Below are 12,781 nucleotides of genomic sequence, written 5' to 3'. Positions count from 1 at the left end.
AGCACGGTGGCGAAGAACATGAGAAGCACGATTCCCGCGTCGACGTCGATGCCACGCTCACCCCGCCAACCACTAGCCGGTGCCCATCTCGCTCGAGTGAGCGCACCGGTGGCGAGAATATATGATATGTCATATGGCCTGTCAACGACCGCACTCACCGACCGGAAGGCTTGGGGCAATGCCGTCATCGAGACAAGCGACGCGGGCAGACCTGCACGAGATCGACCGGCTGCGCCAGCGCTAGTACTACAGAGCTAGATCATTAGCGCCTGGAGTCGGAGGCGTCGTTTGAAGTGGCTTCGTCGCGTGTCTGCCTGGTGTTCGCGGCGCCAGGCAGACCAGTGAAGGCCCTGGTCAATGGTGTGATCATCTTTGCCGATGAGGTTGAACAGGCGCCGGACCTCGGCGATGGAGAGCGCGATCAAGCGGCGGGTTCGACGTGGGCTGTCCGGTTGATGTTTCGGCTCTTGCGGCGGGTTCGGACCGTCAGAGCGTGTGGGTTGTCCACAGGCCAAGGGCCCCTTTTTTCGAGGTGTGTCTCATCACCGCAAGGAATGCCATGGCGAGCATGGACAAGGTGATGTGCCGGTACCAGGCGTGGTAGAGGCGGACCTGGTAGTTGTCCAGTCCTGCTTCGTTCTTAGCTGCCTCGAAACATTCCTCGATCGGCCAGCGGGTGCCGATGACACGGACCAGTTCTGTCATCGGTTCGTTGTGGGGGTTGTAGCAGTGGAAGTAGGCGAGTTCGCCATCGGCGATGTTCCGCCGGAACACATAGTGGTGACCATCATCGGCATTGACCAGCGCCCAGTCGTAGACCCGGAAACCTTTCGTGCCGATCCCGCAGGAACGGCGGGACCAGTCATGGGGTTTCAACCGGGCCGCGACATGCTCGACGAGCGTGGTCAGACCGGTTGCCGTGGTGATGCTGCCGGTGACGGTATCGGTGTTCTTCGGCACGGCCATCGCATACGCGATCCGTTCGCCTTCCAAATATGAGCGTAAACCCGGACTCTGCCCGAACTCCTCGTCCGCGGCGAACCACGCGAACGGCACCCCCGCCGCTACCACCCGGGCGATCATGTCCTGGACCTGCCGCGGCCGGGTAGCGAACGTCACCTCCTCCGGCACGCCCGCCTCGACTCGACGACCGGGATCGGCGCACCACCCCTCTGGCATATACAGTTCCCGATCGATCAGCACCCGATCACCGACCATATTGACATAGGCCAGGAACGTGCCGATCTGACAATTATCGACACGACCCAACGTCCCCGAATACTGACGCTGCACACCCGCCGACTTGCTCCCCTTCTTCGCAAACCCGGTCGGGTCCGCGATCAACACACCACGCGGATCAGCGAAATGCTCCATCGCATACGTCCGCACCAGATCCCGCGCCTCATCAGCATCCCACGGCGACAGATTCAACAACCGTTGAAGCGCCTTCGGCTCCGGATGCCCGGAATACTCCGCGATCGTCCAACCATTCTTCCGCTCCAACGGAGCCATCAACCCACGCACATAATGCCGAGCATGCGCACGCGAATCCGTCCGATAGAACAACCCATCAAGACGCGCACAGACGTCCCGGAACTCCTGATCCCAGACGGCCAGATCCTTCATGGACACACCATCCACGACGTCAACCCGCGCAGCGGAAGGAACAGTCATACACAAACACTCGCACAACCGGCGACCGATATCACGAACCAACACGCGAAAGATCTAGCCCTGTAGTACTAGTCCGCCTCCCCGGGATTAAAAGTGTGTGTTGCGTTCCGGCGAATGGTGTGGGTATCGAGGTGGGTGGTGGCTGGGTGCCGTCACGGTCCCCTGAGGTTCCGGTGGTCGGCGTGGTCGGCGCAGGACTTCCTTCACACGATGATCTACGAGGCAGGCCTTAGCCGTTTCTCGAGGCGGGGGTACACGCGCCTCGCGTTGCCCGCCATGATCTTCGCGCGGTCCTCGACGGGCAGGGCGAGGTTGTCGACGTAGCGCTTGGTGTCGTCCCAGTGGTGGCCGGTCTCCGGGTCGACGCCGCGGACCGCGCCGAACATCTCCGACGCGAACAGGATGTTGTCCGCGCTGATCACCCGGTGCAGCAGGTCGATGCCGGCCTGGTGGTAGACGCAGGTGTCGAAGAAGACGTTGCGCATCACGTGCTCGGCCAGCGGCGGGCGGCCCAGCCGCGCGGCGAGCCCGCGGTAGCGGCCCCAGTGGTAGGGGACGGCGCCGCCGCCGTGCGGGATCACGAGGCGCAGCGTGGGAAACCGGCCGAACAGGTCGCCCTGCACCAGCTGCATGAACGCGGTGGTGTCGGCGTTGAGGTAGTGCGCGCCCAGCGTGTGGGCGGCCGGGTTGCCCGACGCCGAGACGTGGATCATCGCCGGGACGTCCAGCGCCACCATGGCCTCGTAGAGCGGGAACCAGAACTCGTCGGTGAGCGGCGGGGCGGTCCAGTGCCCGCCGGAGGGGTCGGGGTTGAGGTTGCAACCGACGAAGCCCAGCTCGTCGACGCACCGGTACAGCTCCGCGACCGCGTCATCCAGCGGGCCGCCGTGGGTCTGCGGCAGCTGGCAGGCACCCGCGAAGTGCGCGGGGAACAGCTCGGTCACCCGGTGCACGAGGTCGTTGGACACCCGCGCCCAGTCCCGGGCCGTGGCCGGGTCGGTGACGTGGTGCCCCATCCCGGACGCCCTGGGGGAGAAGACCATCACGTCGCCGCCGCGCTCGCGCAGCATCGCCAGCTGGGTGGTCTCGATGCTCTCGCGCACCTCGTCGTCGCTGATGGCCGCGGGTGCCGGGGCGGGCAGGCCGGGGTCGGCCAGCCGGGCCAGCTGGGCGTCGCGGAACGCCTGGTGCGCGCCGGGTGCGGTGGTGTAGTGGCCGTGACAGTCGATGATCATTCGGCCTGCTCCTGGTCGACGTAGGTGAGCCCCTTGCGGGCCAGCCGGCCCCGCATGTCGTGCACGTCGAGGCTCAGCTCGCCGGCCCGGTAGCGGGCGCGCGCGGCCGCCTCCTTGTCCTCGCGTGCCCGCGACGCCGCCAGCACGGCCTCCGCGTCCCGGCGCGGGACCACCACGACGCCGTCCTCGTCGGCGACGACCACGTCCCCCGGCCGCACCAGTTGCCCGGCGCAGACGAGCGGGAGGTTCACGTCGCCGAGCGTCTCCTTGACCGTGCCGGTGGCCGACACCGCCCTCGACCACACCGGGAATCCCATGGTGGCCAGCTCGGCCACGTCCCGGCAGCCGGCGTCGATCACGAGCCCGCGCACGCCCCGGGCCCGCACCGCGGTGGCGAGCAACTCGCCGAAGTAGCCCGCGTCGGACGGGGACGTCGGGGCCACGACGAGGAGGTCGCCGTCCTGGCACTGCTCGACGGCCACGTGGAGCATCCAGTTGTCCCCCGGCGGGACGCTGACGGTGACCGCGGTGCCGCTGACGTGCGCGCCGGGGTAGATCGGCCGCAGCCGCGCCGCCAGCAGGCCCGTGCGGCCCTGCGCCTCGTGGATCGTGGCCACGCCGAACGAGCCCAGCTCGTCCACAGTGGACTTGTCGGTGCGCGTGACGTTGCGCACGACCACGCTCACGGCAGCACCGAGACGTGGATGGCGCCCTCGTCACCGGCGCCGCCGACCGTCCTGATGGCACGGTCCACGTCGGACAGACCGAACGTGTGCGTGGTCAGCCGCTCCAGCGGGAACCGGCCCGACGCCAGCTGGGCGAGGGCCAGCTCGCACGCGCGGTAGCTGTGCCCGCGGGCGCTCTTGATCGTGATGGCCTTCTCGGTCACCTTCTTCACCGGGAAGTCGGGGAACGCGGCCAGCTCGCCCTGGATCACCAGCGTGCCGGCCCGGCGCTTGAGCGCGTCGATGCCGAGCAGGACCGGCGTGGTGCCGGCGCCCGCGGTGCAGTCGAGGACCACGTCGACGCCCTTGCCGCCGGTGATCTCCAGGACCCGGGTGAGCGGGTCCTCCACCGCGACGTCGACGACGTGGTCGGCGCCCAGAGCCTTCGCGAGCTCCAGCCGGGCCGCGTCCTTTGTGGTGCCGGTGACGATGATGAGCGAGGCGCCGGCCTGCTTGCACGCCACGGTCTGCGCGAGCCCCTGCTGGCCCGGCCCCTGGATGAGCACGGTGGAGTCGTACCCGACACCCGCGTCGATCAGCGCCCACTCGATGCCGTTGGACATCGGCGTGACGATCCCCGCGAGCTCGGCCGACACCCCGTCGGGCACCTTGTGCACCACCGCGTTCCACGGCAGGTACAGGTGGCTCGCGAACCCGCCCCAGAGGTGGTACGGGTTCTCCGCCGAGGTGTAGCCGTAGCGGCGAGCATCCGGGTTCGTCCGCCAGTCGGTCCACTCGCAGTGCTGGTACTGGCCCAGGTGGCACCACTCGCAGCGCCGGCACGGGACGTAGTGCTGAACGAACACGCGGTCGCCCTCGGCGAAGCCCTGGCGCTCGCGGAACGTGCGACCCGCCCTGGCGATGACGCCGACGTTCTCGTGCCCCATGATCACCGGGTCCTTGATGACGGGCTTGGCGTACATCTTGACGTCGGTGCCGCAGATGCCGGCCACCTCGACCCGCAGCAGCGCGCCGTCGTCGGGTATGTCCGGCATCGGATACTCGCGGAACTCCGTCGTGCTGGCGGCGGTACGCACGGCAGCAAGAACCGTCTCAGTCATGGTCTGATGGTATAACATTTAGCCATGCGTGCTCTCAAGACCGTGACGCGGACCCAGGGGAACAACCTGGCGCTCAAGGACGGCAGCGTCACGCCGCGCGGCTTCTCGTTCGAGTTCGAGGAGGTGCCGGTCCTCGTCGACGCGTTCCGCCGGATGGTGCGCGAGCAGGAGTTCGACGTCAGCGAGCTGGCGTTCACCACGTACCTGTGCGCGAAGGCCCACGGCAAGCCGATCACCGCGCTGCCGATCTTCCTGGCGCGTGGCTTCCACCACGGTGCGATCGTCCACAGTGGAGCGTCCGCGGCGGCCGGCCTGGAGGGACGGCGGGTCGGCGTGAACCGCGGCTACACGGTCACCACCGGGGTGTGGGCGCGCGGCATCCTGGCGGACCACTACGGCGTCGACCTCGACAAGGTGACGTGGGTGCTGTCCGGCGACGAGCACGTGGCCGAGTACCGGCCGCCGGCGAACGTGGTGCCCATGGCGCCCGGGGGAGACCTGGCGACGATGGTGGCCACGGGCGAGCTGGCGGCGGCCATCGGGGTGACCGGCCCGGGCCTGGTCCCGCTGGTGCCCGACGCGGGCGAGGTGGCGTTCGAGGCGCTGCGCCGCGACGGCCTGTACCCGATCAACCACCTGGTGGTGGTCCGCGACGAGCTGGCCGGGCTGGCGGCCGAGGTCTTCGCGGCGTTCGCCGAGGCCAAGCGGCGCTACGTCGAGCGCCTGCCCGGCATCGCGGACCCCACGCCCACGGACCTGATGTACCGGCGGGTCAGCGAGGTCACCGACCCGCTGCCCTACGGCATCGCGCCGAACCGGGCGATGATCGACCTCCTGATCGACCACGCGGTGCGGCAACGGATCCTCGACCGCCGGCCCGCCGTCGAGGACCTGTTCGCCCCGGACACCCTCGACCTGACCGCCTGAGGACGGACCACCATGCGGATCGCGATCGCGGCCGACCACAACGGCGTGCCGATGAAGTCCCAGCTCGTCGAGTGGCTCACCGCGGCCGGCCACGAGGTCGCCGACCGCGGCACGCACGGCGAGGGCGTGGTCGACTACCCGCCGCTGTGCGCGGACGTGTGCGCCCGGGTGGTCGACGGCCACGCCGACCGGGGCATCGTGGTCGGCGGCACCGGCGGCGGCGAGTCCATCGCGTGCAACAAGATCCGCGGCATCCGCGCGGGCCTGGGCCACTCGGTGTTCCTCGCGGAGATCTCCGCCGCACACAACAAGACCAACGTCCTCGTCCTGGGCGCGAAGGTCATCTCGGCCGCGGACGCCGTGGCCATCACCGAGACCTGGCTCTCGACCCCGTTCAAGGGCGACCGGCACCAGCAGCGCCTGGACCAGATCGCCGCCCTCGAACGCGGCGAGCGGATTTAGTGCTCCGTCAAGGAAGGTCCGGCACGGTTCTCGGCGGCCCGGTCGACCGCCAGGACTAAGGCCTGTCTCATAGATCATCGTGTGAGTCCTGCGCGGACCACCGGAACCTCAGGGGACCGTGACGGCACCCAGCCACCACCCACCTCGACACCCGCACCATTCGCCGGGACGCAACGCACACTTTAAATCCCGGGGAGGCGGACTAGTCCTGCGCCGACCACCGGAACCTCAGGGACCGTGACGGCACCCAGCCACCATCCACCTCGATACCCGCACTATCCGCTGGGACGCAACGCACACTGTCAATCCCGGGGAGGCGGACTAGGCCCCGAGGCGCTGTTCGCCGCCGAACCGGTGGGCTGAGAGCTCCTTGCGCGCCAGCAGATAGTCCCGCGCGCTGTTGACCGCGTTGACGGCCAGCAACCGGCCCTGGCGGTAGTACCGCACGAAGAACCGCTCCTGATCCGGTTCTCCGTGCACCTCGAGATGGTCGTATCCGTCCGCGATGCCCGCGATCTGCAACCTCAGGTCGTGCTGGTTCGACCAGAACCACGGCACCTCCGGCCGGGGCGGCGGGGCACCGGCGACCGTCGCGGCAGCCACGCGTGCCTGGTTGGTCGCGTTGGGCATGGACTCCAGCCGTACCAGGCCGTCGCCCGTCATCGGGTTGGGCACGACGGTGCAGTCGCCGGCCGCCACGATGGCCGGCTCGCTGGTGCGGGCGTGCTCGTCGACGACGATCCCGCCCGCGCATTCGAGGCCGAGCTGGGCCGCCAACTCGGTCCGCGGCACGACACCGACCCCCACGAGGACGACGTCGGCGGGGATGCGCGTCCCGTCATCGAGAAGCACGCCGGTCACCCGGTCGCGTGCGCCCTCGATCGCGGCAACCCCGGCGCCGAGCCGGATCGCGGTCCCCCGCCTGGTGTGCGCCTGGCGGTAGAACTCCGAGACCACCGGCGCCACCGCCCGGCCGAGCAGCCGGTCCGCCACCTCCACGACGGTCACGTTCCGGCCCTGCGTCCGGGCCACGGACGCCACCTCGAGCCCGATGAACCCGCCACCGATGACCACCACGTCGCGAGCCTCGGCGAGGTGGGTGCGCAGCCGGTCCGCGTCGTCGGCGGTGCGCAGGTAGCAGACGCCGGCGAGGTCCGTGCCCGGCACGTCGAGGCGCCGCGGCCGCGCGCCCACCGTGAGCGCGAGCCGGTCGAACACCGTGGTGCAGCCGTGGTCGGTCAGCACCACCCCGGAACCGGCCGACGCGAGGTGGAGCCGGGTGACCCGTTCCGCCGGCCACACGGCGATGCGCCGCTCGGTGTAGAACGCCTCGGTACGCAGGTGCAGGGACGCGTCGTCCGCGCTCCCGGCGAGGTAGGCCTTGGACAGCGGCGGCCGCTGGTACGGCGGCCGCGCCTCGGCGCCGATCAACGTGATGGGCGCGTCGTAACCGTTGTCCCGCAAGGACACCGCGAGCTGGACGCCGGCCTGGCCGGCGCCGACGATCAACGCGCCGCTCACGACAGCCCCTCGCCGGCTCGGTACTGCCACTCGCGGTCGCCCTGTGCCATCGATTCGCTCGCAGGCTCGCTCACCCTTGCTCCTCGGGAGTCTGGACGACCAGGCCGTCGAGGGCGTCGCTGACCGCGAGCTGGCAGGACAGCCGGCTGGTCTCGCGGCGGTCGGACACCCCGAGGTCCAGCATCGCGTCCTCGAGGTCGCCCGGTGGGCCGACGGGTCCGGCGAACTCCGCGTCGACGTAGACGTGGCAGGTGGCGCAGGACATGTTGCCGCCGCACTCCCCGACGATGCCGGGCACGCCGTTCCTGACCGCGGTCGCCATGACCGAGTCGCCGACCGTCGCGTCGATCGTGCACCGCGATCCGTCGGTCGCGACGTAGGTGACCTTGGGCACTGTCGGGTCCTCTCGCCGGATCCATCCTGGCAATGGACTAACCATATTACCTTGCCGACGCCCATCCGGGAACCACGCGGGTCACGCTCGCGGGAGTCAGCCCAGATCGAGCCCGGCGAGGCGGAGCCGGGCGACGTGGTGGCGCCACACGGTCACGTCGTTGAACGCCGAGCCGAGGTCGGGCAGCTCGGCGATGTCCTCCGGGGTCAGGTCCTCGGCGTGGTCGCCGAGCGCGACCTGCTCGACGTTGACCCGGGCGAGCACGTCGAGGTTCAGGGCGCGCACCACGGCCTGCTCGACGGCGTGCGGGCCGGACCCGACCGTCGCGATGCCGTGCCCGTCCAGCACGCACACGGGTGCGGTACCCATGGCCCCGACGAGCTCGCGGCCGAGCTCCGGGCGGCGGACGAGGATCTTGCGCGGATAAATGGGCACCCCGTCCAGCGCCATGCGCGCGGCGGGGATGTTGTAGGCGCCGAAGACCGGCCGCAGCGCCACCCCGGCCAGCGCGGCCGCCAGCACCGACGGCGGATGACAGTGGACGACGGCGTCGACGTCCGGCCGCGCCCGGAGGATCTCGGCGTGGATGGGCAGCTCCGCCGGGACCGACCAGTCGCCGAGGTCGGCGCCGTGGCCGTCGAGGTCGACCTCGCGGACGTCCTCGTCGAGGGTGAGCAGCAGACCTTGCTCGCGTGGACCGCGGCAGCGGACGAGCAGCGTGTCGGGCCCGGTCCGCAGGCTGACGTGGCCGAGGATGTCCTCGGCGAGGCCGGTGTTCGCGAGGATCCGGCACGCCAGGGCGATCGTCCGGCGGGGCTGCGGTGCCGTCATCGCGGCTCGTGGCGGGACACCTGGCGGTTCCCCCTGACGCATTATGGACTATTGGTATGATTATTTTCGCGGTCTGACCGTCGTTCGTCAACCGTGTCACCATCGCGTCACGTGGCTCGATGAGGGAGGATGGGCCCCATGACCGTCGAGGACAAGGCCGGTACCGGCAAGCCGGTCCCCGAGCCGGAGATGTTCAGCCCGGTCAGCCTGGGCCGCGTCTCCCAGGTCATCGTCGACCAGATCCGCATGCTCATCCACCAGGGCAAGCTCAAGCCGGGTGACCGGCTGCCCAGCGAGCGCGAGCTCTGCAACAAGTTCGGGGTCAGCCGGGTCACCGTGCGCGAGGCCCTGCGCGTGCTCGAGGCCGGCGGCCTCGTCGACATCCGGGTGGGCGCGCACGGCGGCGCGTTCGTCACCACGCCCACCAACGCCCGCCTCGGCGAGGGCCTGGCCGACCTGCTGCGGCTCAGCCCGCTCACCGCGTCGGAGGTCACCGAGGCGCGGATGGTGTTCGAGCTGGGCATCGTCCCCATGGTCGTCGAGCGCGCGACCGAGGAGGACATCGCGGCGCTGCGGGAGATCTGCGACCGGCAGAAGGCCGCGCTCAAGAACGACACGTACACGGTCACGCTGTCGGCCGAGTTCCACACCCGGGTCGCGGCGTGCACGCACAACACGGCCATCGAGATGCTCGTCGAGAGCTTCCACGGCCCGATGCTGATGTCGTTGAAGGAAGCCAAGACGCGGGCGCCGCTGATGGGCCGCAAGGGCGCCACCGAGCACGCCAAGTTCGTCGACGCGGTCGCCGGCGGCGACGTCGAGGCGGCCACCGCGATCATGCGCGAGCACCTGCAGCGCACCGCCGACCGGGTCGCTCAGACGTCCTGAACCGGGGTCCGCGCACCCGCCGCCGCCCGCGCCGCGAGGCGGGAGCGGCGCAGCACCGGCGTCACGGCCAGCGCGGCCGCCCCGGCCGACACCCCGGCCAGCAGTAGCCCGGCCCCGGCTCCCCAGCGCTCGCAGAGCCAGCCGGTGAGCGGGCCGCCGATCGGCGTGCTGCCGAGGAACACCAGGCTGTGCAGGGCGATCACCCGGCCCTGCATCGCCGGCTCCGTGCCGATCTGGAGCATCGTGCGGGCGAGGGTGTTGAACGAGATGTTCGCGATCCCCAGCGTCACCATCATGCCGAGGGTGAGCGCGAGGCCGGGCACGAACACGGCGACCGCGTTCACCCCGCCGAAGATCCAGGTCCAGCGCAGCAGCGACCACGACGTCACCTCGCGGCGGCCGGCGCTCGCGAGCCCGCCGAGCACCGCGCCGACCCCGAGCGCGGAGGTGAGCCACCCGTAGACCTCCGGGCCGCCGCCGAGCGTGTCGCGGGCGAGCACCGGCAGGACCACCCGGAAGTTCTGGCCCACGAGCGCGACCACGGCCACCAGCAGCATGCACACCCGCAGCTCGGGACGCTCCCAGACGTAGCGCAGACCCTCCCTGGCCCCGCCCGACGCCCGGGCCGCGCGCGGCACCCGGCGCAGCGCGGCGGTGTCCATGCGGGCCAGTCCGAAGAGGACGGCCGCGAACGACACCGCGTTGAGCCCGAACGCCACGCCGACGTCGACCACCGCGAGGAGGACGCCGGCGACAGCGGGGCCGACGAGGCGGCCGGCGTTGTTGACGGTCGAGTTCAGCGACTGGGCGTTGACGTAGTCCTCCGGCCCGACGATCTCGGTGACGAACGCCTGCCGCGCCGGCACGTCGAGGACCGTCACCAGGCCGAGGCACAGCGCGAGGACGTAGACCATCCACAGCTGCGCCACGCCGGTGAGCACGGCCGTCGCGAGCACCGCGGCCAGCACCGCGCTCACCGCCTGGGTGGCCATGATCGTGCGGCGCCGGTCGAGCCTGTCGACGAGCACCCCGCCCCACAGGCCGAACAGCAGCATCGGCAGGAACTGCAGCGCGGTCGAGATGCCGAGCGCCACGGCGGAGTCGGACAGGTCGAGCACCAGCCAGTCCTGGGCGACCCGTTGCATCCACGTGCCGACGACGCTGACCGCCTGGCCCATGAAGTAGAAGCGGTAGTTGGGCACGGCGAGGGACCGGAAGACCCGCCGCGCGCCACCACGCGCTCGCGCGGCCAGGGCCGCCACCGGTCGCCGCAACGAGACCCTCCTCTTTATTGGATTAATGGTATAACGTTTAGTTCACCGCGAAAAGCCGGCTCTCACAGAGGAGAAGCAATGGCAGCAACGGTTGCGGTCATCGGCCTCGGCGCCATGGGGTTTCCCGTGGCGCGCCACCTCCGCGCCGGCGGCGTGGGCGTCGTGGTGCGCGACCTGGACGACGCGCTGACCGAGAAGGCCGCCCGGCTCGGCGCGCACGTCGCGACCAGTGCCGCCGGCGCCGCGGACGAGGCCGACGCGATCGCCGTCTTCGTCCCCACCGACCGCGACGTCCTCGACGTCTGCCTCGGCCCGGCGGGCGCCCTCGCCGGCGCGCGGGCCGGCGCGGTCGTACTGCTCTGCTCCTCGCTGCGCCCGGAGACCTGCGCCAAGGTCGCGGCCGCCGCGCCACCCGGTGTCGGCGTGCTCGACGCCGCGCTCACCGGCGGGGTCCGCGGCGCCGAGGCGGGGGCGGTGAACCTGCTGGTCGGCGGCGACCCCGCGGTGCTCGACCGGGTCCGCCCGCTGCTCGAGCCCTGGACGGCGGCGGTGCACCACCTGGGCCCGCTCGGCAGCGGCCAGGTGGGCAAGACGGCGAACAACCTCGTGCACTGGGCGCAGATCTGCGCGATCACCGAGGCACTGGAGCTCGCCCGGCGCGGCGGGGTCGACGTGGCCGTGCTGCGCCGGGCGCTCATGGACGGGCCCACCGACTCGCGGACCCTGCGCGAGCTCGAGCAGATGCGGCTGACCTGGCACGCGAAGGACCTGGCGAACACGGCGGTGCTCGCGAACGAGGTCGGGCTCGCCACGCCGGTGGCCGAGACGGCTCGCCGGACCATGCAGGGAATCACCGTCGCGGACGTCGCCCGGCTGCTCGCGGGCGGACCATTGCACGAGGCCGACCACCCGGCCGAGCACGGCACCGACCACACCGCCGAGCATGCTTCCCCGGCCACGGTAACTTTCCCGTAACTCTCGCTACGAAAGGTTAGACCTTTAGTCCACCACTGCGGTCTACTCATCCTTACTCGACCCGAAGGAGTGAAGAGTGCGCGACGACTACGGAAAAGGCGTGCTGGCCAGCGAGAAGAAGAATCGCGACGCGTCCGAGATTGCGGCCCGGGACGAGTTCAACCGGCAGCACCCGCCGATCAAGGGGCTCGTGGTGCCCCATGACCTGCGGAAGATGGACCTGCCGGAGCGCAAGTGGCGCAACAACCGCGGCCACTGGTTCGACCTCGCCGACTACGAGGTCCTCAACGCCCACCTCGCCGAGCTGAAGCCGGGCGAGGCCTCGGTCCGCCACCGGCACACGACCGAGGCCTACCTCTACGTCGTGAAGGGCAACGGCTACTCCCTCATCAACTACGACGACGAGCCGGTCGAGGCCGTCGAGTGGTCCGAGGGCACCCTGTTCGCGCCCCCGCGATGGGCCTGGCACCAGCACTTCAACCTGGACGAGAACGACACCTCGCGGTACCTCGCCATCCAGGACACGGGCCTGCTCCGCACCATGAAGCTGCACAACATCGAGCGCCACCCGGTCCAGCTGTCGATGGACGAGGGCGCCGAGCTGCTGCGGGCCGCGGCCGCCCAGGGGACCGTCCACGGTGGACACCGCGGCAAGGTGAACAGCCACGGCGACGGCTCGGTCGTCGAGCCGGTCCGGGACCCGAACGCGAGCTGAGCACCCAGCTCCCACCACACATCTCCACAGGACGTAGCGCGGGGGACACCAACGTAGGCACACCTGTGCCACCGGGTCAGCGACGACGCCGGCCCGCCA

13 protein-coding genes are annotated in these 12,781 nt (G+C 70.4%); 5 read left to right on the top strand and 8 right to left on the bottom strand.

Annotated elements, in window-relative coordinates:
- Positions 1-486: 486 nt before the first annotated feature.
- The 4 genes from VGD70_RS29380 to VGD70_RS29365 all read right to left on the bottom strand — a co-directional run bounded on the left by VGD70_RS29380 (position 487) and on the right by VGD70_RS29365 (position 4,695).
- Entirely contained in the window at positions 487-1,626 is a 1,140-nt protein-coding gene (locus tag VGD70_RS29380; RefSeq protein WP_331087034.1) for an IS701 family transposase, read from the bottom strand.
- Between the two features lie 263 nt (positions 1,627-1,889).
- Positions 1,890-2,909, bottom strand: a complete 1,020-nt coding sequence (locus VGD70_RS29375) for an amidohydrolase family protein (RefSeq protein ID WP_331087032.1) — start codon at positions 2,907-2,909, stop codon at positions 1,890-1,892.
- Entirely contained in the window at positions 2,906-3,589 is a 684-nt protein-coding gene (locus VGD70_RS29370; protein ID WP_414638091.1) for a 4-carboxy-4-hydroxy-2-oxoadipate aldolase/oxaloacetate decarboxylase, read from the bottom strand. The genes VGD70_RS29375 and VGD70_RS29370 overlap by 4 nt, the downstream gene beginning before the upstream one ends.
- Before the next feature lie 2 nt (positions 3,590-3,591).
- Positions 3,592-4,695, bottom strand: a complete 1,104-nt coding sequence (locus VGD70_RS29365; RefSeq protein WP_331087028.1) for a zinc-dependent alcohol dehydrogenase — start codon at positions 4,693-4,695, stop codon at positions 3,592-3,594.
- Positions 4,696-4,719: 24 nt separating this feature from the next.
- Between VGD70_RS29365 and VGD70_RS29360 the strand changes: the two genes are divergently transcribed.
- Together VGD70_RS29360 and VGD70_RS29355 are read left to right on the top strand one after the other, a co-directional pair.
- Positions 4,720-5,622 carry a hypothetical protein gene (locus VGD70_RS29360; protein WP_331087026.1) on the top strand — a complete coding sequence of 301 codons (903 nt, stop codon included), beginning with the start codon at positions 4,720-4,722 and terminating at the stop codon, positions 5,620-5,622.
- A 12-nt stretch (positions 5,623-5,634) separates the two neighbouring features.
- Entirely contained in the window at positions 5,635-6,084 is a 450-nt protein-coding gene (locus VGD70_RS29355; RefSeq protein WP_331087024.1) for an RpiB/LacA/LacB family sugar-phosphate isomerase, read from the top strand.
- 321 nt (positions 6,085-6,405) lie between these two features.
- Here VGD70_RS29355 and VGD70_RS29350 read toward each other — a convergent pair whose 3' ends face one another.
- The 3 genes from VGD70_RS29350 to VGD70_RS29340 form a co-directional block, all read right to left on the bottom strand.
- A complete protein-coding gene (locus VGD70_RS29350) occupies positions 6,406-7,605 on the bottom strand; it encodes an NAD(P)/FAD-dependent oxidoreductase (protein ID WP_331087022.1) in 1,200 nt (399 codons plus the stop codon).
- Between the two features lie 70 nt (positions 7,606-7,675).
- Positions 7,676-7,999: a 2Fe-2S iron-sulfur cluster-binding protein gene (locus VGD70_RS29345; protein WP_331087020.1), complete on the bottom strand. Its 324-nt coding sequence runs from the start codon at positions 7,997-7,999 to the stop codon at positions 7,676-7,678.
- 96 nt (positions 8,000-8,095) lie between these two features.
- Complete coding sequence (locus tag VGD70_RS29340) at positions 8,096-8,830, bottom strand: class II aldolase/adducin family protein (protein ID WP_331087018.1); 735 nt, start codon at positions 8,828-8,830, stop codon at positions 8,096-8,098.
- 138 nt (positions 8,831-8,968) lie between these two features.
- On the opposite strand from VGD70_RS29340, the gene VGD70_RS29335 reads away from it, so the two are divergent.
- Positions 8,969-9,718 carry a FadR/GntR family transcriptional regulator gene (locus VGD70_RS29335; RefSeq protein WP_331087016.1) on the top strand — a complete coding sequence of 250 codons (750 nt, stop codon included), beginning with the start codon at positions 8,969-8,971 and terminating at the stop codon, positions 9,716-9,718.
- On the opposite strand, the gene VGD70_RS29330 is transcribed toward VGD70_RS29335, so the two are convergent.
- Positions 9,706-10,992, bottom strand: a complete 1,287-nt coding sequence (locus VGD70_RS29330) for an MFS transporter (protein ID WP_331087014.1) — start codon at positions 10,990-10,992, stop codon at positions 9,706-9,708. The genes VGD70_RS29335 and VGD70_RS29330 overlap by 13 nt on opposite strands.
- A gap of 78 nt (positions 10,993-11,070) precedes the next feature.
- Between VGD70_RS29330 and VGD70_RS29325 the strand changes: the two genes are divergently transcribed.
- Positions 11,071-11,967 carry an NAD(P)-dependent oxidoreductase gene (locus tag VGD70_RS29325; protein WP_331087012.1) on the top strand — a complete coding sequence of 299 codons (897 nt, stop codon included), beginning with the start codon at positions 11,071-11,073 and terminating at the stop codon, positions 11,965-11,967.
- A gap of 76 nt (positions 11,968-12,043) precedes the next feature.
- Positions 12,044-12,682, top strand: coding sequence for a cupin domain-containing protein (locus VGD70_RS29320; protein ID WP_331087010.1), 639 nt, complete (start codon positions 12,044-12,046; stop codon positions 12,680-12,682).
- Positions 12,683-12,781 lie beyond the last annotated feature (99 nt).

The sequence above is a fragment of the Actinophytocola sp. genome, from assembly GCF_036402745.1.
Lineage (GTDB): Bacteria > Actinomycetota > Actinomycetes > Mycobacteriales > Pseudonocardiaceae > Actinophytocola.
Note: the sequence above shows the minus strand (reverse complement) of the source record. Positions and strands in the feature narration are given on the sequence as shown.

Bases quoted from the DNA above. Each gene is read 5' to 3' on its own strand.
- VGD70_RS29380 (WP_331087034.1), bottom strand. From the start codon at position 1,626: ATGAAGGATCTGGCCGTCTGGGATCAGGAGTTCCGGGACGTCTGTGCG.
- VGD70_RS29375 (WP_331087032.1), bottom strand. From the start codon at position 2,909: ATGATCATCGACTGTCACGGCCACTACACCACCGCACCCGGCGCGCAC.
- VGD70_RS29365 (WP_331087028.1), bottom strand. From the start codon at position 4,695: ATGACTGAGACGGTTCTTGCTGCCGTGCGTACCGCCGCCAGCACGACG.
- VGD70_RS29360 (WP_331087026.1), top strand. From the start codon at position 4,720: ATGCGTGCTCTCAAGACCGTGACGCGGACCCAGGGGAACAACCTGGCG.
- VGD70_RS29355 (WP_331087024.1), top strand. From the start codon at position 5,635: ATGCGGATCGCGATCGCGGCCGACCACAACGGCGTGCCGATGAAGTCC.
- VGD70_RS29340 (WP_331087018.1), bottom strand. From the start codon at position 8,830: ATGACGGCACCGCAGCCCCGCCGGACGATCGCCCTGGCGTGCCGGATC.
- VGD70_RS29335 (WP_331087016.1), top strand. From the start codon at position 8,969: ATGACCGTCGAGGACAAGGCCGGTACCGGCAAGCCGGTCCCCGAGCCG.
- VGD70_RS29325 (WP_331087012.1), top strand. From the start codon at position 11,071: ATGGCAGCAACGGTTGCGGTCATCGGCCTCGGCGCCATGGGGTTTCCC.